Annotated in this window: 21 protein-coding genes and 1 tRNA gene; 17 read left to right on the top strand and 5 right to left on the bottom strand. The window is 63.3% G+C overall.

Annotation, left to right across the window (positions count from 1 at the left end):
- The first annotated feature begins 20 nt into the window (after positions 1 to 20).
- Genes AC1Q6C_RS05940 through AC1Q6C_RS05930 form a run of 3 tightly spaced genes read left to right on the top strand, consistent with a single transcriptional unit; the run spans position 21 to position 3416 of the window.
- The gene (locus AC1Q6C_RS05940) at positions 21 to 1718 is read left to right on the top strand and encodes a hypothetical protein (protein WP_065454959.1); all 1698 of its coding nucleotides are present in this window, start codon (positions 21 to 23) and stop codon (positions 1716 to 1718) included.
- Positions 1690 to 2307, top strand: a complete 618-nt coding sequence (locus AC1Q6C_RS05935; protein WP_007730021.1) for a sortase domain-containing protein — start codon at positions 1690 to 1692, stop codon at positions 2305 to 2307. The genes AC1Q6C_RS05940 and AC1Q6C_RS05935 overlap by 29 nt, the downstream gene beginning before the upstream one ends.
- Before the next feature lie 26 nt (positions 2308 to 2333).
- Positions 2334 to 3416 (top strand): M20/M25/M40 family metallo-hydrolase, encoded by a 1083-nt coding sequence (locus tag AC1Q6C_RS05930; RefSeq protein WP_054828142.1) that lies wholly within the window; start codon positions 2334 to 2336, stop codon positions 3414 to 3416.
- On the opposite strand, the gene AC1Q6C_RS05925 is transcribed toward AC1Q6C_RS05930, so the two are convergent.
- Complete coding sequence (locus tag AC1Q6C_RS05925) at positions 3377 to 4402, bottom strand: LacI family DNA-binding transcriptional regulator (protein ID WP_003939717.1); 1026 nt, start codon at positions 4400 to 4402, stop codon at positions 3377 to 3379. The genes AC1Q6C_RS05930 and AC1Q6C_RS05925 overlap by 40 nt on opposite strands.
- Before the next feature lie 234 nt (positions 4403 to 4636).
- Between AC1Q6C_RS05925 and AC1Q6C_RS05920 the strand changes: the two genes are divergently transcribed.
- From AC1Q6C_RS05920 to AC1Q6C_RS05885, 8 genes are read left to right on the top strand one after another with little or no spacing between them, the layout of a single operon-like run.
- On the top strand, positions 4637 to 5479 hold the full coding sequence (locus tag AC1Q6C_RS05920) for a BtpA/SgcQ family protein (protein WP_003940276.1): 843 nt from the start codon (positions 4637 to 4639) through the stop codon (positions 5477 to 5479).
- Between the two features lie 2 nt (positions 5480 to 5481).
- Complete coding sequence (locus AC1Q6C_RS05915) at positions 5482 to 6381, top strand: PfkB family carbohydrate kinase (RefSeq protein WP_050654580.1); 900 nt, start codon at positions 5482 to 5484, stop codon at positions 6379 to 6381.
- Positions 6378 to 7385 (top strand): substrate-binding domain-containing protein, encoded by a 1008-nt coding sequence (locus AC1Q6C_RS05910; protein ID WP_019745494.1) that lies wholly within the window; start codon positions 6378 to 6380, stop codon positions 7383 to 7385. Before AC1Q6C_RS05915 ends, AC1Q6C_RS05910 begins: the two co-directional genes overlap by 4 nt.
- A 2-nt stretch (positions 7386 to 7387) precedes the next feature.
- Positions 7388 to 8158: an ATP-binding cassette domain-containing protein gene (locus tag AC1Q6C_RS05905; protein WP_003939830.1), complete on the top strand. Its 771-nt coding sequence runs from the start codon at positions 7388 to 7390 to the stop codon at positions 8156 to 8158.
- The gene (locus tag AC1Q6C_RS05900; RefSeq protein WP_003939698.1) at positions 8155 to 9198 is read left to right on the top strand and encodes an ABC transporter permease; all 1044 of its coding nucleotides are present in this window, start codon (positions 8155 to 8157) and stop codon (positions 9196 to 9198) included. The genes AC1Q6C_RS05905 and AC1Q6C_RS05900 overlap by 4 nt, the downstream gene beginning before the upstream one ends.
- Positions 9153 to 10244: a phosphotriesterase family protein gene (locus tag AC1Q6C_RS05895; RefSeq protein WP_228232250.1), complete on the top strand. Its 1092-nt coding sequence runs from the start codon at positions 9153 to 9155 to the stop codon at positions 10242 to 10244. The genes AC1Q6C_RS05900 and AC1Q6C_RS05895 overlap by 46 nt, the downstream gene beginning before the upstream one ends.
- Positions 10237 to 10989 carry a glutamine amidotransferase gene (locus AC1Q6C_RS05890; RefSeq protein WP_054828143.1) on the top strand — a complete coding sequence of 251 codons (753 nt, stop codon included), beginning with the start codon at positions 10237 to 10239 and terminating at the stop codon, positions 10987 to 10989. The genes AC1Q6C_RS05895 and AC1Q6C_RS05890 overlap by 8 nt, the downstream gene beginning before the upstream one ends.
- Positions 10986 to 11612 carry a TenA family protein gene (locus AC1Q6C_RS05885; RefSeq protein ID WP_058037937.1) on the top strand — a complete coding sequence of 209 codons (627 nt, stop codon included), beginning with the start codon at positions 10986 to 10988 and terminating at the stop codon, positions 11610 to 11612. The genes AC1Q6C_RS05890 and AC1Q6C_RS05885 overlap by 4 nt, the downstream gene beginning before the upstream one ends.
- A gap of 97 nt (positions 11613 to 11709) precedes the next feature.
- Here AC1Q6C_RS05885 and AC1Q6C_RS05880 read toward each other — a convergent pair.
- Both AC1Q6C_RS05880 and AC1Q6C_RS05875 read right to left on the bottom strand, forming a co-directional pair.
- Positions 11710 to 11783 (bottom strand) — tRNA-Met (locus AC1Q6C_RS05880).
- Between the two features lie 53 nt (positions 11784 to 11836).
- A complete protein-coding gene (locus AC1Q6C_RS05875) occupies positions 11837 to 12547 on the bottom strand; it encodes a FadR/GntR family transcriptional regulator (protein WP_073512605.1) in 711 nt (236 codons plus the stop codon).
- A 98-nt stretch (positions 12548 to 12645) separates the two neighbouring features.
- Between AC1Q6C_RS05875 and AC1Q6C_RS05870 the strand changes: the two genes are divergently transcribed.
- From AC1Q6C_RS05870 to AC1Q6C_RS05855, 4 genes are read left to right on the top strand one after another with little or no spacing between them, the layout of a single operon-like run.
- On the top strand, positions 12646 to 13395 hold the full coding sequence (locus AC1Q6C_RS05870; RefSeq protein WP_003940529.1) for a (Fe-S)-binding protein: 750 nt from the start codon (positions 12646 to 12648) through the stop codon (positions 13393 to 13395).
- Positions 13392 to 14912 (top strand): LutB/LldF family L-lactate oxidation iron-sulfur protein, encoded by a 1521-nt coding sequence (locus tag AC1Q6C_RS05865; protein WP_003940584.1) that lies wholly within the window; start codon positions 13392 to 13394, stop codon positions 14910 to 14912. Before AC1Q6C_RS05870 ends, AC1Q6C_RS05865 begins: the two co-directional genes overlap by 4 nt.
- Positions 14909 to 15535 carry a LutC/YkgG family protein gene (locus AC1Q6C_RS05860; RefSeq protein WP_492666423.1) on the top strand — a complete coding sequence of 209 codons (627 nt, stop codon included), beginning with the start codon at positions 14909 to 14911 and terminating at the stop codon, positions 15533 to 15535. Before AC1Q6C_RS05865 ends, AC1Q6C_RS05860 begins: the two co-directional genes overlap by 4 nt.
- Positions 15536 to 15593: 58 nt before the next feature.
- Complete coding sequence (locus tag AC1Q6C_RS05855) at positions 15594 to 16409, top strand: mycofactocin-coupled SDR family oxidoreductase (protein ID WP_042446953.1); 816 nt, start codon at positions 15594 to 15596, stop codon at positions 16407 to 16409.
- Between the two features lie 6 nt (positions 16410 to 16415).
- On the opposite strand, the gene AC1Q6C_RS05850 is transcribed toward AC1Q6C_RS05855, so the two are convergent.
- Together AC1Q6C_RS05850 and AC1Q6C_RS05845 are read right to left on the bottom strand one after the other, a co-directional pair.
- Entirely contained in the window at positions 16416 to 17054 is a 639-nt protein-coding gene (locus AC1Q6C_RS05850; RefSeq protein ID WP_003940076.1) for an LON peptidase substrate-binding domain-containing protein, read from the bottom strand.
- Complete coding sequence (locus tag AC1Q6C_RS05845) at positions 17054 to 17530, bottom strand: DUF309 domain-containing protein (RefSeq protein ID WP_003940372.1); 477 nt, start codon at positions 17528 to 17530, stop codon at positions 17054 to 17056. Before AC1Q6C_RS05845 ends, AC1Q6C_RS05850 begins: the two co-directional genes overlap by 1 nt.
- 140 nt (positions 17531 to 17670) lie before the next feature.
- Between AC1Q6C_RS05845 and AC1Q6C_RS05840 the strand changes: the two genes are divergently transcribed.
- Both AC1Q6C_RS05840 and AC1Q6C_RS05835 read left to right on the top strand, forming a co-directional pair.
- On the top strand, positions 17671 to 18015 hold the full coding sequence (locus AC1Q6C_RS05840; protein ID WP_007730031.1) for a YciI family protein: 345 nt from the start codon (positions 17671 to 17673) through the stop codon (positions 18013 to 18015).
- 6 nt (positions 18016 to 18021) lie between these two features.
- Positions 18022 to 19263, top strand: coding sequence for an RNA polymerase sigma factor (locus AC1Q6C_RS05835; protein ID WP_003940594.1), 1242 nt, complete (start codon positions 18022 to 18024; stop codon positions 19261 to 19263).
- The last annotated feature ends 7 nt before the right edge of the window (positions 19264 to 19270 follow it).

Raw genomic sequence — 19270 nt, 5'->3', positions numbered from 1 at the left:
AGGCCGAAAGGTTGAGCGCTATGTCGGAGAAGTCCATCGCCCATTCTCGGAGGGTCCGCTCTGCGGCCGCCGGTGCCGTACTAGCTCTCGGATTGGCGGTGGGCGGCACGGGAATTGCATCGGCAGAGCCGGAAACCGTGTGTACCCCGAGCGCTGATCCGCTGGTGACCTGCGCCGAGGAAGAGGCAGCTGCCACCACCGACGCCGACGCGGCGACGAGCACCGAGACCACGCCGGAGAAGGTTGAAGCCGGGGTCGCCGGCACGGGCAGTGCCGAAACCGCTGGTACGGACGCTGCAGCACTGGCGGAAGCCGAAGCAAAAGCCAAGGCAGCTGCCGACGCGGCAGCGAAGGCCGCCGAAGCAGCCGCGACGGCAGGGGTCGACTCGTCCGCAGCGACAGACACTTCGGTGAAGGCGACCGAGGCAATGACCCAGGCGAGCGTCGAGGCAACCAAGGCGGCGGTCGAATCGACCAAGGCCAAGGCGGAGGCCGGGGCCGCGGAACAGTCTGCCAAGGAAGCCGAAGAGGCGGCCAAGGTTGCGGAGTCCGCGGCGGCCGATGCCAAGGAGGTAGCAAAAACAGCTCAGGCAGAAGCCGACGCGGCCGCGGCCAAGGCTGCTGAACTCGAGGAGGCTGCGAAGGCCGCCGGTTCGGGGCCCAAGACCGAAGAGGCAGCAAAGGCGCGCGCCGAGGCTAATGCTCTGCAGGCCAAGGCCGATGAGGCGAAGGCTGCCGCGGATGCAAACGCCAAACTGGTAGCGGACAAGAACAAGGAAGCCGAGGAAGCCTTCAAGAACTGGGATTTCGCGAAGGCAGCCGTCGCTAAGGCTCAGGCGTTGGCCGCAGCTTGGAATGCCAAGCAGCTCGCGATCACCGTCAAGGAAACTCAGAAGGTGGCCTCCGCCGCCGAAACCACCGCCAAGGCAGCCGAGTCCGCAGCCGCCACCGAGGTAGAAGCTGCCACCGCCGCCCGTAAGGCTGCTGATGAAGCGGCAGCTACCGCAGCTTCCGCAGAGAAGGACGCTGCCGCTGCACAGAAGGCCGCGGAGACGGCGCAGGCCGAGGCCGATGCTGCAGGGGAGGCGGCCACCGACAAGCGAGCAATCGCCGACGAAAAGGCTGCCGAAGCCGCCAAGAAGGCCGAAGCTGCCGAAGCAGCGAGTAAGAAGGCGCAGGATCTCTACCTGGCCGCCGAAGACGCGAAGGCCGCAGCCGACGCCGCAGCAGCAAAGGCAAAGGAAGCTCAGGCCGCCGCAGCCGCCGCAAAGGCCGAAGCGGATGCAGCGCAGAAGATCGTCGACGAGCTCAAGGCAAAGGGCGAGAAGGAGATCGACAACGGAACAGGCGTCGGCGGTGAAGTGATCATCGGTGAGCACACTGACGACGGCTCCGGGGTCACGAAGGTCGACGAGACCACCGCTGTAGTGAACAAGACCGGCGTCAAGCTGGTCGGCTACTACAACAACAAGGGAGCCTTCGACGTCGTCGACTACTACGTCACCGATGCCGACGGCGATCCGGCGCTCGCCGGAAGCCTGCCCCCGGTCGACCTTGCTCTCGGTGACACCGCAAGCAGCAGCACCAGCGGTAGCAGCAACTCCAACCTGCCGGCTGTATTGATCGGCGTCGGAGTCGTGGGCGCTGCCGCCGCAGCAGCTACGACGGTGGTTGTTCGTCGCAAGCGTCATGACGGCCCGGGCAACACGTCTGCGTAGCGCCGGTCTCTCGGCGGTAGCGATCCTCGCCCTCCTCGTATCCGGATGTTCGGGCGAGAACGCGGGATCGCTACCTGACCGCTCGCCGGTGCAGTCGCATATCGCGGCTGCACCGGCTTCGGTGACCGTCGATCCGGCAGAACCCGAGAGGATCGAGTTGAGGTCTGCGTCCGGGGTCACGTACCTGAGCAGTCCGTTGCACTCGGAGAAACTGATGCGCGGCGGCGAGAGTGGGCAGCAACTGAATCCCGTCGACGAACTGCCGGTGTGGTGGGGTGAAAGCGGAATGCCGGGAACGTCGACCACACAAACAGTTGTCGTGGTCGGCCACAACTACACCACTCGCGAAGCACCGTTCCGGGCGCTCCGGGTAGTGGAGCCGGGCGATCGAATTCTCCTGGGTACACCGAACGGCACGCTTGAGTACGACGTCGAAACAGTCGGACCGCTGCACAAAGGTTCGCTGCTGGGCGCTCACGAGTTGCGCGAATCGGTTCCGGGACGGCTGATCCTCGCCAATTGTGATGTCGTCGAAGGAGAGTCGACCGACGACAATTACGTCGTCATCGCCCAGCTGGCAGCGCACTGAATCCGTGGCAGTGCAAGAATAGGTACATGGATTCCCTCGGACTTCTCTCGGAACTGGTAGCTCTCGACACGGTCTCGGGGGAGGCCGCTCCTCAACGGCGGGCGATGGATTCGATTGTCTCGTTGGTTCTCTCACGTGCGCCACAGGCGAAGGTGGAGTCAGACCTGACCGGCAATCATCCCTGGGCCTTGATCACCAACGAAGCTGCACCCTCGGCCGCGAGACTACTGTTCGCCTGCCACGTGGACACGGTGCCAGTGGGCACTGTCTCCGACTGGGAGTTCGACCCGTACGCCGCACAGGTCGACGGCGAATTGTTCCTCGGCAGAGGGACATCGGATATGAAGGCCGGCCTTGTTGCCGCTACTGCCGCGGTTGTCGACGCTTTCGAACGTGGAGTCCCGGTCGCGCTGTTGCTGACGAGCGACGAGGAAATCGGATCGCTCGGGGCTGTTCGTTCGGCCGACGCCGTTGCGAATCTCGAGGTCGGGGCCGTCATCGTTCCCGAGGCGACCGGCAATCGCATCAACCTGGGGCACCGCGGCGCACTGTGGCTCGAAGTGTCCGTCAAAGGAAAAGCCGCGCACGGGAGTACGCCGCAGCGAGGAACCAACGCCGTCCTCAAACTGCTTGACGTCGTCGACCGAGCCCGGCGTGAGCTTCCGCTGTCGTCCGACGCGTTTCTGGGTGCCGAAACCTGGAACCTCGGCTTGGTCGGCGGGGGTTCGGCTCCGAACATCGTGCCGGACAGTGCACGTGCGGTGATCGATCACCGCACGGTGGGAGACGGCGCCGACCTGCTCGCGTGGTGGCGAGCCCAACCAGAAGTCGACTCGGTGGAGACGTCGATTCATCTGGGAGGTGTGCGTACCGACGCGTCGGATCCGTGGTTGGCTACCTTGCCTATCCCTGTTGCAACCGAACCGGTTTCGTACTTCACCGACGCTTCGGTACTGGCCGCCGCCGCCCCTGGTGCTCCCGTCGTGATCTGGGGCCCTGGCACTCCCTCGCTGATGCATGCGGCCAACGAAAGCGTCAAGGTTTCCGAACTGGACGATGCGATCGCTGCTTACGGTGCGGTTGCCGCCGCTTGGCCGACGGTGGACTGACGGACAATCAGTTCAGGAGCAAGCGCGATGTGGGCTGTCGACTCGGAAGAGTTGTTCATCGCCTGATCCAGAAGTCGCACAGCTTCTTCCGCGATTCTTTCCTGCGGCTGCCCGACGGTGGTCAACGGCGGGTTGCACAATTCGGAGAATGGGATGTTGTCGAAACCGGTGACCAGAACGTCGCCGGGAACGTCGATGCCCAATGTGTGACACGTCTGCAACACGCCAAGTGCGATCAAGTCGTCGGCGCAGACCAGGGCGTCGGGGCGAGTTTTGCCGGTCAGGATGATGTTGGATGCCGTGCGCCCCCACTCGATCGAGTACTCGCCGAGTTGTGTCCACTCGTCACGAGTTTCGATGCCCATTCGATCCGCGTGGCGGAAGAAGCCGGCCCGGCGAAGTTCTGTTGACGAATTGGTCAGCTCGGAACTGATGAAGGCGGCTGATTGCGCGCCACGCTCGGACAGATGCTCCATCACCAGGGATTGAGCGGCGTCGTCGTCGACGCCGACCCAGTCCGTCTGGGTATCCATTGCAAACCGGTCCAGTTGAACGACCGGAAGCGTTGCCGCGCTGGCTCGGACGGCTTCGGCACTCAGTTCGCCGTGGCACGGGCTGATGATGATTCCGTCCACTTGCCGGGAGACGAGCGACTTGAGCCGCTGCGCTTCCACGTCGGGATCGGAACGAGAATCGCACAGGAACAGTTGTAGGCCGCGCCGAGCGAGGACGTGTTCGACGTTGACCACCAGCGAAGTGAAGAAGGGGTTCGCGATACTCGGAACCACCATTCCGACAGTGTCCGTCCGGTTGCGACGCAGTGAGCTGGCGATGATGTTTCCCGAGTATCCGAGAGAATCCGCGGCTCGTTTGATCGTCGCTGCAAGCTCGTCCGAGACAGGGCGGGATCCGGACAGTGCCCGCGACACGGTGGCCGTCGACACCCCGGCCAGTTCCGCGACATCGCGAATGGTCGCCTTGCGCATGCGTCCCCCGTTTTCTGCTCGATTCGGGTCCGAGGTTATCGAACCGCACGGTCCAGTGTCCCGCATGTAACGCGATTGAGGCAATCGTTTACACATTCGAATTGTGAAATCCTTGACACAACCCGGTGTTGATCGCATAACCTGCTAATTCATCAAGGCAATCGATTACATCGTGTGCAGATCTTGTGCATGGACATACAGCGCAAATCTTGCGCATGGAATGGGGTAGCTGAAGTGACCGCATCACCGCTCGGAGTCTTTCCGCCCAAGCCCTCGGCGCTGGCAGAGATGTTCACCGGCACGCCCTCTCTCATCGGGGCCATTCACCTCCCGGCCCTGCCGGGCAGCCCGCACTACACCGGGCAGCCGGTTTCGGAAATTGCTCGCTTCGCCGTCGAGGAAGCACACGCGTATGTCGACAACGGTTTCGACGGTGTGATCGTCGAAAATCACTGGGACATACCGTTCCTCAAGCCCGGCGAACACGGATACGAAACCGCCGCCAGCATGGGAGTCATCACGGCAGCGGTGGTCGGCGAGTTCGGCAAGGCGGTCGGCGTCAGCATCCTGTCCAACGCCGGCGAGTGCGGAGTGGCCGCAGCGTGGGCGGCAGGCGCGAGTTTTGTGCGCGTCAATCAGTGGGCAAATGCCTACATTGCCAATGAGGGATTCATCGAGGGTCAGGCGGCCAAGACGACGCGCTTCCGCCATCGCATCGGCGCCGACCCGGTCCGGATCTTCGCTGACGTGCACGTCAAACACGGTGCGCATGCCATTGTCGCGGACCGCACTGTCGCGGAACAGACCGAAGACGCCGAGTTCTTCGACGCAGATGTTCTGATCGCGACGGGTTCGCGCACCGGTGACGCCGCTTCGGTCGACGAGGTTTCCGTGATCCGAGACAACACCGTTCTTCCGGTGATCATCGGCTCCGGCATCACGGCTGCCAATGTCGCAGCGCTGATGAAGGAATGCGACGGCGCGATAGTTGCATCCTCGGTGAAGGACAATGGACGCTGGTGGGGACGGGTCGCAGGCGAGAAGGTCCGCGAACTGTCCCGGGCCGCAGGAAAGTAACCATGATTGTCTTTTGTGGATACGCCAACAACGATGTGACGGTACATGTCCCACACGTACCGGTACTCGGTGAGCGCGTTCAGGCAACGGCCATCAGTCAGATCGACGGTGGAATGAATGCAAATGCTGCGGTATCCGCGGCCAGAATGGGCGCGCAAGTGATCTTTGCCGGTGCCGTGGGCCCGGACGCGCGGTCCACCGAGTTTCTCGAAGCCCTCGAGGCAGACGGCGTCGACACCAGTTGGTCGCCGCGAGATGCGTTCCTGTCGACGGCAGTTGTTCTCATCGCGCAGGACGGCGATCGCTCCATCATCAGCCAGGACGACCCGAACGATGCCGAACGCATCGGAGTTGTCGTCACCCGATTGGCCGCTGCCGGCGGTGGACGACTGTTCCTCGACGGATACCGTGCGGTCTTCCTCCCGGATGAACTACCGGGAAGCGTAAGTCTGGTAATCGATCTGGACGGTTGTGAAAACAAAGCCGCGGCACTGCGCGCGTTCGCTCTGGCCGACCACGTCGTCGTAGGGCGTGCCCTGTGGGAAGGCGAGTTCGGGATCGGTTTCGACCAGTGGCAGACTCTGGCCGCCGAGCACCACACCCATCTGCTGGTGACCGACGGCTCGCGAGGTTGGACACTGGCCACACCGGACGGCGAGGTGACGAGCGAACCGGCAGTAGCGGTCGACGTCGTCGATGCAGTCGGGGCCGGTGATTGCTTCGGCGGTACGTACATCGCTTTTGTCGACGCCGGGCGATCACCGGTGGACGCCGCACGACTCGCCGGGGCATCGGCTGCATTGGCTTGCGCCACCGCAGGCCCCCGCGGATGCCCCACCCGAGATGAATTGGACAGCTTCACAGCAACATTGACCCCTCACACCCTTTTGGAGACTCGATGATGAAACGTGCATTGCCTCTGGCGCTGGGAGCTGCAGTCGCGCTCACGCTCACCGCTTGTGACTCGGCTTCGTCGAGTGACTCGAAGGACGCATCGGGGGGCTCGTCCATCCCGCAGCCGACCCGGGTCGCCGAAAGCTGTGACGGGACGAACGGCAAGCTCAAGGTCGGTCTGGTGACCATCAACCTCCAGGCGCTGTACTTCAACCAGATCAACAATGCCGCGAAGAACGTCGCGGACAAGGCAGGCGTCGACCTGCAGATCATCAGCGGCAACGACGATTCCGTCGCGCAGGCCAACGCCTTCGACAATCTGATCGCCGCCGGAGTCGACGCGATCATCGTCGATGCAATCGACACGGACGGAATCAAGCCGTCGGTGGTCAAGGCCAAGAACGCGGGCATCCCCGTCGTCGCGGTCGACGCGACCATCGACGATCCGGCACTGTCGACTCAGGTCGGTACGGCCAACGCCGAGGGTGGCGCCAAGATCGGAAACACCTTGGCCGACGTCGCGAACAACACCGGAACGGTCGGTATCGTCGGCGCGCTCAACAGTACTGTCCAGTTGGAGCGGCAGAAGGGCTTCACGGAGACCGTGACCGGCCGCGGAATGACCGTCGGCACCGTCGTGGACGGACGTAACATTCAGGAGAACGCACAGACCGCAGCGGAGAACCTGCTGACCGGCGGTGGCGACATGAAGTACGTCTACGCAACCGGTGAGCCGGCACTGATCGGTCTCGTCGCGGCGGTCAACAGTCAGAAGGCGCAGGATCGCATCGAAGCAGTCGGTTGGGATCTTTCGGATCAGGCGGTAGGCGGACTCAAAGCCGGTTGGCTTAAAGGCGTGGTCCAGCAGAACACCTTCGAATTCGGCCATGAGGCAATGAATTCGGCAATCGACCTGGCTTGCGGACGCGGCGCTCCGGCAAACATCCCGGTTCCCACCCAGATCGTGACCCCGGAGAACGTGGCCGACTACATGTACTACTTGGAGAAGTAATCATGGCACCTCCACTGATCGAACTCTCGGGCATCACCAAGTCGTACGGACCGGTGAAGTCCCTTCAAGGAGTGGACCTTCGGCTGGCGAAGGGTGAAGTACTCGGAGTGGTCGGCGACAACGGCGCCGGTAAGTCCACTCTGATGAAGATTCTCGCCGGTGCGGTTCAGCACGACGGCGGCGAAATGCGCGTCAACGGTGAACCAGTGCGCTTTTCGACGCCTCTCGACGCCCAGCAGAAGAAGATCGGAATCGTCTACCAGGATCTGGCTCTGTGCGACACGCTGGACGTCGCCAGCAATCTGTTCCTCGGCAGAGAACCGCGAAAAGGCCCCTTCCTCGACCGGCATGCCATGCACGAGAAGGCGGCTCACATTCTCGCCGACCTGCATGTCAAGGTGAAGTCGACCTACCAGGAGATCGGGCAACTGTCCGGCGGACAGCGGCAAACCGTCGCGATCGCCCGCGCAGTCTCCTTCCGCCCAGACGTACTGATCCTCGACGAGCCCACCGCAGCGCTTGCCGTCGCCGAGGTCGAGTCGGTGCTCAAGCTGATCACGGACGTCGCAGCGGCCGGCGTGGGCGTCATTCTCGTGACACACCGCCTGCAGGACCTGTTCCGCGTGTGTGACCGAATCACGGTCATGTACGAGGGGCAGAGTGTCGACGACGTTCCGATCGGCGACCTCAACATCGAGTCCCTCGTCGGACTCATCACTCGAACTCCGGTGCCGCAACGGACATCGGCAGCAACACAGGGAGCCACGGCATGACCACTCTCGAGAAGACCCAGGCGCCGATCGAGCGCAAGCTCGCCGCGAAACCCTCCTTGTGGGACAGCGTCAACAAGCCCACCCTCGCGATGCTGGCGGTGACAGTTGCTGTCGCAGCCGTCTTCTCGGCGACCACGTCGTCGTTCCTGACATTCACGAACCTGTCGAACCTGGCAACCCAGATCGCTCCGGTTCTGATCATCGCGGTGGCGATGACTTTCGTGATCACGGCAGGTCAGATCGACCTGTCCGTCGGTGCGATCGTCGCGTTCGTCGCGGCGATGAGTGCCGAGCTTATCCAGGCCGGCGTCGATTCGTCCCTGGTCTTCGTCGCCGCCCCGGTGATGGGTGCGGCCTGGGGCCTGGTCAACGGATGGCTCGCTGCCTATCAGGGTATTCCGCCGTTCATCGTGACTCTGGCGACGATGTCCGTCATTCGCGGTATCGCGCTGTATCGGACCGAAGGATTCTCCGTTCCGGTTCCTGCCGACACTTACTTCGCGAAGCTCGGAACTGCTGAGTTCCTCGGGTTCTCCGCCAGCGCCTGGATTGCTCTCGTCGTCGTGGTCATCGGAGCAATTGCGCTCAACCGCATGCGCTTCGGGCGCTATGTCACCGGTATCGGCTCCAACGTCGAATCCGTGCGACGGTCCGGCGTCAACACGCGTCGTGTGCTCATGATGACGCTCGTCTTCACCGGCTTGGCTGCCGGTATCGCGGGACTGCTGATCGCGGCTCGACTGGGCTCGGGTTCGGCCAACTCCGCAACGGGATTCGAGCTCACCGTGATCACCGCGGTGGTTCTCGGTGGCACCAATCTCTTCGGCGGTCGCGGCACCGTGATCGGTACCGTCATCGGCGCCGTCCTGACCGGAATCATCGCCAACGGATTGACCCTGCTCGGCGTGAGCCCGTTCCTGACGCCGATCATCACCGGTGTCGTTCTGCTACTGGCCATCTGGATCAACATGCGCGGACATACACTGAGCGCGCTGTGGCGACACCTGCAGTCCGCACCGTCGGGGCCTGCACGCTCATGAGCAAGGTTCGTACTGTCACGGGAACCGTGGACAGCTCGGAACTCGGACTGGTTCTCCCACACGAACATCTGCACAACGACGTCACCGGTGCGTACACCGAGGCCCCGGATCCGGTTGTGGCACAGCGGTTGGCCGGTCCGGTACGCGCCGAGGATGCCTGGCTTCTTCACGACAATCCGTATTACAGTCTCGACAATTGTCGAGTCGACGACGGATCGGCCGTGGTGGAAGACCTTGCGGACTTCGCCCGCCTCGGTGGTCGGACGATCGTCGATCTGACACCGCCGGGACTGGGCCGGGCACCGGAGAAGCTGGCGGAGTTCTCGCGAAAGTCAGACGTGCGAGTGATCATGGGTTCAGGGTGGTACCTCGAGACGACCCATCCGGTCGAGGTCCACGAACTCGGTGTCGACGATCTGGCAGGTTCGCTCGTCGAGGAGTTCGATCCGGCAAAGGAATTGGCTCCTGGCGTGATCGGGGAGATCGGAGTCTCCCCGCTCTTCACTCAGAACGAGGCGAAAGCGTTGCGGGCGGCATGCATCGCCCAGCGCGAGGTGGACGTGCCCCTGTTCGTCCACCTTCCGGGCTGGCAGCGCGTGGGACATCACGTCGTCGACATCGTGGTCGACGAGATGGGCGTCGATCCGCAAGCAGTGGTCCTGTGCCACATGGACCCGTCCGGACACGACGCCGACTACCAACGATCGCTCGCCGACCGCGGTGTCTTTCTCGAGTTCGACATGATCGGGATGCCTTTCGATTTCCCCGGCGAGGGTCTTTCGCCGCATCCGGCGGAAACAGCCACTGCGGTAGCCGGATTGGTCACCTCCGGTCACGCATCACAGCTCCTGCTCAGTCACGACCTCTTCCTCAAATCAATGCTCAGAAAGCACGGCGGAAACGGATTCTCCTACGTACCACTCGCCTTCGCCGCCCGATTGGTGCGCGCAGGCGTAGATCCCCAGCAAGTGTCCGCACTGATGCGAGACAACCCGAGGTCGCTCTTCGAGCAGGCCGCGAAAGGAAACAGAAGCAGTCATGGGTAAACGAGTACTGATCGCCGGCGAGAGCTGGATGACGACGTCGACGCACGTCAAGGGCGTCGACGAGTTCAGCGTCCATTCCTACGTCGAGGGTGTCGGTCCGCTTCGGGATGCGCTCACCTCACGTGGCCACGACGTGACACACATGCCCGCACACCTGGTGCCGACGCAGTTCCCTGGTACCGCAGAAGCGTTGTCCCAGTTCGACGTCGTCGTTCTCTCCGACATCGGAGCGAACTCGCTGCAGCTGGCTCCCGGCGTGTTCGACCAGTTCCGCGCCGGCGAGGATCGCCTTGTCGCGCTTCGTGACTGGGTGAACGCCGGCGGCTCACTGATGATGATCGGTGGCTACCTCTCGTTCTCCGGATTCCAGGCGCGAGCAGCTTTCCGCCAGACCGCGATCGCCGAGGTACTGCCCGTGACGATGCTGGCCGAGGACGATCGCGTCGAGACACCGGCTGGGATCGTTCCCACCGTCGTCGATGCTGCTCACCCGGCTCTCGGTAATGCCGGCGATTCCTGGCCCGCGCTCCTGGGATACAACCGCGTCGTCGCGAAGGACGGTGCCGTGGTTCCCGCCACCATCAACGGCGATCCGCTTGTCGCTGCCGGTGAATACGGCGCCGGACGGTCGATCGTCTTCACCTCGGACTGCTCGCCGCACTGGGCTCCGCCGGAGTTCTGTGAGCAGTGGCCCGGATACACCGACCTGTTCGACGGCTTGATCAGTTGGGTCGCCGGCGAATGAGTCGCTCCTCAGACCTGCTCGCGCGGCAGCAGAGTAATCTCGCTGCCGCGCGGGCGGTTCCATTCATCGAGGACACCATCGGCGGGACGTTGAGTGATGAGGGATTCCGCCGGTACCTCGTGATCGAAGAGGCATTCGTACTTACGGCCGTCAAGGTGTTGGGGTTGGTGGTCGCCGAATCCCCGACGCTCGACGACGCGCTCGACCACGTGACGTCGATGTCGAACCTGGTGGGCGAACAGCGCGAGTATTTCGCGCAGTTGCGTTCCCGCTTCCCATATGAGGGTGACGCAGCGGCGCTGGTCGAGGAGTCGGCCGTGCTGTCCACGCATGCCTTGACCCTCGCTCGCGAAGAGGGGAGGGCGGCGGCCCTGGTTGGTATGTACGCCGCGGAAACCCTGTATCTGTCGTGGTGCCGGGAGGCGGCGGCAGTGAAGGTAGATCGCGAACCAGCGTTGCAGGACTGGGTGGACATGCATGTCGCTCCGCCGTTCGTGTCCCAGGTGGCGGTGCTGGCGTGCGAAGTGGACGCCATGCCCGAGTCCGTCACCGACGAGGACCTGGATCGGTGGTTCTCCGGCATGCTGGTCGCAGAGATCGATTTTCACAACGTGGTGGTGTGAGGTACTGCTGTGCGCCTTTATTAACCCCCGGCGGTCAATAAAGGCGCACAGCAAAAGGCCCGTAGGTCGCTTTCGCAACCTACGGGCCTCTTCTTTGTAGCGGGGACAGGATTTGAACCTGCGACCTCTGGGTTATGAGCCCAGCGAGCTACCGAGCTGCTCCACCCCGCGTCGGTGTGAAACCAACAGTACACGACTTCTGGAGGCGCAATTACCACCCCCTGTCACCGGCCGGAGTGGGCGCTTTCCGAGTAGTAACCGCGGATGTGGCCGACTATGCGCTGACGTGCGAGTTCGCCGTTACCCGCGTTGACCGCATCTACCAATCCTCGGTGTTCGTCACGCAGTCGCATGCAGGTGCTCGGCCAGCTGTCGACCTGGACGCCCGCGAGAACGTAGGCCTCGATGGACTCGCGCAGGCCGGTCATCATGGCTGCGATCACCTGATTGCCCGCCGCATCGGCGAGCGCCACGTGGAACTGTGCGTCGAGTAGCAAGAATTCCTCGGCCGAGAGAGCTGCGTCCTCCATCGAGTCGAGCAGTTCGACGGCCGCGCGGAGGTCGGGTGCCGGGGTCCGCGATGCCAGGGACTGCATCACCTCGGATTCGAGTACGAGTCGTGTCTTCACCACATCCGAGACCGGAAAGCCTTGTGCTGCAACCTGCATCCGCATCAGCATGGTCATACCGCCGGTCGGTTTGGCCACGATCATCGCGCCGGACGTCGGGCCGGAGCCAGTCTGCGCCTTGAGGAGGCCGAGTGCTTCCATGACCCGCAACGCTTCTCGGACCGATGACCGTCCGACGCCCAACTCTGCTGCCAGAATTCTCTCTCCCGGCAGGCGCTGGCCAGGAGACACCTCGCCTGAAACGAGCCGACGTTCGAGGTGGCTCAGTACTTGTTCCCACGCTCGCGGGCTCGGCTCGGTCGGCATGAGGCAAGAGCATAACCGGGTGGACGCCGTTTATGGGGTGGCCTGTCCGGGGATGTATTACTGTGGTCAGACCACACCGACAGATTGCGGGGAACCACATGCGAGTAGCGCTGTTCGCCACCTGCATCGGGGACACGATGTTTCCCGACGCCGTCAAGGCCACCGCCCTCCTGCTCACCCGTCTCGGGCACGACGTCGTGTTTCCGTCCGGGCAGACCTGCTGCGGGCAGATGCACGTCAATACCGGCTATCAGCCGGGCGCACTACCGCTGGTCGCGAACTACGCCGACACCTTCGGTGATGCGTCGATCGACGCGGTTGTCGCACCATCGGGGTCGTGCGTCGGTTCGGTCCGTCATCAACACGAGATCGTCGCCGAGCGCTACGGCACCGCGTCGCTGTGTGGACAGGTGCAGACCGTGAAGGCAAAGACGTACGAGCTTTCCGAATTCCTCGTGGACGTTCTCGGGGTCACCGATGTGGGCGCGTACTTCCCGCACCGGGTCACCTATCACCCGACCTGTCACTCACTGCGCATGTTGAGGGTGGGGGACAAGCCACTTCAGTTGCTGCGCAACGTCCGCGACATCGATCTGGTCGAACTCCCCGAAGCAGATTCCTGCTGTGGATTCGGCGGCACCTTCGCCATCAAGAATGCGGAGACTTCGACGGCCATGCTGGCGGACAAGATTCGCCACGTTGCGGACACCGGCGCCGAATTCTGCAGCGCCGGAGACTCGTCGTGCCTCATGCATATCGGCGGCGGTATGTCGCGACTGCAGATGGGCGCCAAGACCATTCACCTCGCGGAGATTCTGGCGTCGGTGGAAAGCCGGGTGCACGCATGAGCGCTGTGACGCTGGGTCTGCCCAGCTTCCCGCCGAGGTCGCCCGAGGGTGCAGGGTTCCTGCGAGGTACTGAGAAATTCCCCGTCGCAGCACATCACGAGCTGGCCAACGCGCAACTGCGACGCAATATCGGCAAGGCGACGCACACCATCCGTGCCAAGCGCATCAACGTGACTGGAGAGCTTCCCGATTGGGAAGACCTGCGTGATGCGGGTTCGGCGATCAAGGCCGACGTCATGGCGCGGTTGCCGGAACTGCTCGAACAGTTCGAAGCTGCAGTCATCGCGCGCGGTGGGCAGGTGCATTGGGCGGCGGATGCCAACGAGGCCAACGCCATTGTGACCGAACTTGTCAAAGCCACCGGCTCCGACGAGGTCATCAAGGTCAAGTCGATGGCCACGCAGGAGATCGGTCTCAACGAGCATCTCGAAGCCCACGGAATCACCGCCTACGAGACCGATCTCGCGGAATTGATCGTCCAGCTCGGCCATGACAAACCGTCGCACATCCTGGTTCCCGCGATCCATCGCAACAGGTCCGAGATTCGGGAGATATTCCTTCGCGAGATGCCAGATGTCGATCCGAACCTCGGGGAGAACCCGGCCGAACTTGCCGCAGCTGCACGAAAGTTCTTACGCCACAAGTTCATGACGACGCCGGTCGCCGTCTCCGGCGCCAATTTCGGCATCGCGGACACGGGCACTCTGACCGTCGTGGAGTCGGAGGGCAACGGGCGAATGTGCCTGACGCTGCCGAAAACACTGATCACCGTGATGGGCATCGAGAAGATTCTGCCGACGTATCAGGATCTGGAGGTCTTCCTGCAACTGCTGCCGCGGTCCTCGACGGGCGAGCGGATGAACCCGTACACCTCCATGTGGACCGGCGTCACGCCCGACGACGGTCCACAGGAGTTCCACCTGGTCCTCCTCGACAACGGTCGGACTGCCGCGCTTGCCGACAAGATCGGGAGGGAAGCCCTGAGCTGCATACGGTGCTCGGCGTGTCTGAACGTGTGCCCGGTCTACGAGCGCACCGGCGGTCACGCCTACGGATCGACCTATCCGGGACCGATCGGCGCGGTGCTGACTCCGCAGCTCGCGGGCATGCATGGCAAAGACGATCCCAACTCGACGCTTCCCTTTGCCTCGAGTCTGTGCGGTGCGTGCTTCGACGCCTGCCCGGTCAAGATCGACATACCCTCGCTGCTCGTCGAATTGCGTCACCAAAAGGTCGAGCAATCCGGTGTCACAGCAGAGTCTTTGGCGATGAAAGCCGCCTCTCTGGCGATGTCGACCGAGGGCCGGTGGACGTTGGCTCAGAAAGCTGCCGGGCTCGGACGCGTCGTGGCCGGCAGGAAAGGGAAGATCTCTACGTTGCCACCTCCATTGAACGGTTGGACAGCTGCCAGAGACATTCCCGCACCTCCCAAGCAGACCTTCCGATCCTGGTGGGACTCCGACGAAGGCCGCGCGGCATTGGACGAGGCTCGTCGTGACGGGAAGGCGGACAGATGAATTCACGTGAAGTGGTGTTCGGACGCATTCGTGATGCCATCACCTTGGCGCCCGCCCGCGAAGGCGAGATACCGCGAAACTACCGGACTGGCAGAACCATGTCCGACGGGGAACTCATCGATTTGTTCGTCGACCGTCTGGTGGACTACAAGGCGCACGTTCACCATTGCGCTGCAACAGAAGTCGCCGAGGCCGTCGCCGGAATACTGAGAGAGCGCGGACTACACACTCTGGGGATCCCCGCCGGCCTCGACCGATCATGGGTAGCCGGATTCGACGGAACGCTGGTGGTGGACAGCCCGGACGTACCGGCTCCTGAACTCGAGAACCTCGACGCCGTTGTCACCGGCTCGAAGGTATCGTGCGCCGAAACCGGCACCATCTTCCTCGACGCCGGTCCATCACAGGGACGCCGTGCGTTGACACTGGTACCGGACACACACATCTGCGTCGTGTATCGCAGCAGTGTGGAAGTGGGAGTGCCGGAGGCGATTGCGAAGCTGACACCGGAGCGCCCCACCACCATGATCAGCGGCCCGTCGGCGACCTCCGACATCGAACTCGAGCGCGTCGAAGGTGTCCATGGTCCGAGGAATCTTCACGTCGTCATCGTCGACGGTTGATTCCCGTCGAGCGGGAACTCGGAGGCAGCGGGCCACATCAGCGTCTAACGTCCCGGCCATGACACAACTGTTGGCAGGCAAGGTCGTTTTCATCACCGGTGCAGCGCGGGGTCAGGGACGCAATCACGCGATTCGACTCGCGCAGGAAGGTGCAGACGTCATCGCTGTCGACGTGTGCGCGTCGGTGTCCGAAGACGTGGGTTACGCGGCCGCGACTGAAGCCGACCTCGAAGAAACGGCTCGTCTCGTGCGCGCGGAGGGGCGCGAGATCGTCACCGCTGTAGCGGACGTCCGTGACCTCGAGGCGCTGCGGGCGGCGGTGGCGTCGGGCGTCGACAAGTTCGGTCGCCTCGACGTCGTGATTGCCAATGCGGGCATCGCTACGTGGAACCGTTTCTGGGAGATGCCTGAAGAACAGTGGTCGACGCTGGTGGACATCAATCTCAATGGTGTCTGGCGCACGATGACAGCTGCGGTTCCTGCAATGATCGAAGCCGGCAACGGTGGTTCCATCGTGATTGTGAGCAGTGCTGCCGGCGTCGCCGAAGCGCCCGGCTGCGCGCACTACTCGGCGGCCAAGCACGGCCTCGTGGGTTTGGCTCGTACTGCTGCAACGGAATTGGGAAGCTTCGACATTCGAGTCAACAGCATCCACCCTGGCGCGGTGGAGACCGAGATGGGCAACGATCCCAACGTCGGTAAGGTACTCACTACTCATCCGGAGTACATGAACTCGTACAAGTGGCCGCTCACGTCCGTCCCGCGCACCACCGTCGAGGACATCTCCAACGCCGTCGTCTACCTCGCGACGGACCTCTCCCGCGCGGTCACCGGGACGAAGATCGTCATCGACATGGGTCAGACGATGGCGTAGTTGCGCTCAGAGGAGATTGAACTGCGCGACCTCGATGGTGTTCTCGACTGCCTCCGAGAGTGTGCGAATACGTTCGTCGGCGCCTGGCGCGGTCAAAATCGCCAGGCGATCGGCGTCACCCATTGGAATGCTCCTGGCGAGGGCATACAGCCGAGAACCCAGCGGATCCAAGGGATCCGGTGGGACGGGCATTCGCGGAGTCTGTTCGCCGGCCCGAAGTGCGAGCTTTCCCAGCATTCCGTACATGAACTCGATGCGCTCGAGGAGCGAGTCGTATTCGTAAGCAGTGACTGGTGTTCCGTTGTTCTCGTCAGGCCACAATTCGACCTCGGCAAGTGGGTAGGGATCGTCTGGCAGCCATCGATTGACCCGGATGCGGTCTTCGGTCCGGCAATACAACTGATACCGCCCGGCACCCATGGCGACATGAGACTCGATCCGAGCCAGAGTGCCGACGTCGTGACGTGATTCGCCGCCACCGACCTCGTGGCCACGAGCGATGAGCACTACTCCGAACAGTGGGCCGTCGGCAGCTTCGAGAACGTTCTCGACCAGTGCGCGATACCGAGGTTCGAAGATGTTCAGGGGCAACACCTCACCCGGTAGCAAAGCGGAGCCGAGCGGAAACATGGGGAAGATGGGCATCAGGGGATTCTCAACCTCGGAATCGGAGGGGCGGGGAAATCGCCGGGGCGATCGATTTCGGCGAGCAGGTGTTCGGACCACGTCAGTAGACCGGGGATATCGAGGCCGTGCGGACTCTCGACCTCGTAGTGCCTGATGCGGTCGTGACCCTGGCCGAGGAGTGAGACGGCGCCGGTGTTGTTGCCCCGAAGCAGATGGGTGAGCCCGACGGCCAACTGAGCCAGTCCCTGCCACAGGTCACGTTCCTCGGGCGGCGCGCTTTTCCACGTTCCTTCGAGAATCTCGTGTGCGTGGAAAGGCATGCCGTGGTCGAGGAGGCGCTGCGCCTCGGTGATCGACTCGTCTGGTGGCAGGCGTACATCGTCCGGAATGCGCGGGACACCGCCCGCTGCGTCGCGTGGCAGTGGACGTCCGAGTCCGTCACGGGGCCGCGAATTGAGGGGTTTCCCAGCGGCGTCCCGGTCGCGTTCGGTCATACACTCAGCCTAACGGCAGCGCCTCGGCCGAACTCGCCAAAAGTTTTTTCGAGTCGCCTGTCGATTCCGGGGAGAACCGTTCGTCGTCATGTTGTAAGGCAAGAAAGCCGCAAGAAAAACAACAGACCAAGGAGTCAGTCATGAAGTACATGTTGCTCATCTACACCGCACCCGGCGGAGACACCGAACCCCAGTGCACGTTCGAGGACTGGCAGCAATACGACAAGGAAATGAAGGACGCCGGCATCTGGGTGTCCGGCGATGCTCTCGCCGACCTGACCACCACGACGACGGTTCGAGTCTCGCAGTCCGGGGAAAAGACCGTCACTGACGGACCCTTCGCTGAAACCCGTGAGATCCTCGGCGGCTACGACGTCATCGACGTCCCTGATCTGGATGCGGCGCTGGCCTGGGCCGCGCGGTGCCCCGGCGCGCGCGACGGCGGCAGCGTCGAGGTGCGTCCACTGGCCGGGTTCGGGGACTGATTCGCCGTGGACGAGCAGGCCGAGAACTCCATCGAGTCAGTGTTCCGGGAGGAACGCGGACGACTCTTGGCCTCGCTCGTCCGCCGCTTCGGTGATCTGGATCTGGCCGAGGAAGTCACCTCTGAAGCCGTCGAGGCCGCGTTGGTGCACTGGCCCGTGGACGGAGTGCCGGCTAAGCCCGGCGCCTGGCTGCTGACCACGGCGCGTCGTAAAGCCGTCGACAGGCTTCGTCGTGATCAGGCCTATGCGGCGCGATTGGCGGTGATGCAGGTGGACGCCGATCGTGCCGACCCGGCGCCGCCCACGGTCGACGGAGAACTTCCCGACGAGCGGTTGCAGCTGTTCTTCACCTGCTCGCACCCAGCGCTGGCCGAGGACGACCGAATCGCACTCACCTTGCGTTGCCTCGGCGGGTTGACGACGCCCGAAGTCGCTCGGGCTTTCCTCGTTCCTTCGGCGACGATGGCGCAGCGGATCGTGCGCGCGAAGAAGAAAATCCGTCAGGCTCGGATTCCCTTCCGCACTCCCAGCGCCGAAGAACTCCCGGAACGTTTGCCCGGTGTTCTGCAGGTGATCTACTCGGTGTTCACCGAGGGGTACGCAGCGAGTTCGGGTCCGGATCTGCAACGCGTAGACCTGGCGGTGGAGGCGATCAGGCTGGCGAGGATCTTGCGCGCATTGCTTCCCGATGAGCGCGAGATCGCCGGGTTGCTTGCATTGATGCTTCTCGTCCACGCGCGTCGGGATGCCCGTACCGACGCCGCCGGCGGGATCGTGCTCCTCGAAGACCAGGATCGCGGGTGTTGGGACCAGCCGATGATCGAGGAAGGCAGCGACCTCGTCGTAGTCGCGTTGACCGGGGGAGCGCCGGGGCCGTACGGGGTGCAGGCCGCCATCGCCGCATTGCACGACGAGGCCGCAGATGTGGAGAGCACCGACTGGCCACAGATCTGCGCTCTCTACGGAGTGCTCCTCACGCTGACTCCGTCGCCGGTCGTGGCCGTCAATCGGGCAGTAGCGTTGGCGATGCGCGACGGCGAGGAAGTCGGGCTGACTGCGCTGGAGGAACTGGCAGCGGAGCCCAAACTTGCCGACTACCATCCGTATCACCTTGCACGAGCCGAACTACTTGCTCGGTTGGGGCGCACCGACGCAGCGGCATCCGCGTACCGACAAGCTCTGAAACTCGTTGGTACGGAACCGGAGCGGGCCTACCTGGAGCGTCGGTTGGGTGAGATCTCGGACTGATCGGCTC

The organism is Rhodococcus sp. MT28 (genome assembly GCF_058792695.1).
Note: the sequence above shows the minus strand (reverse complement) of the source record. Positions and strands in the feature narration are given on the sequence as shown.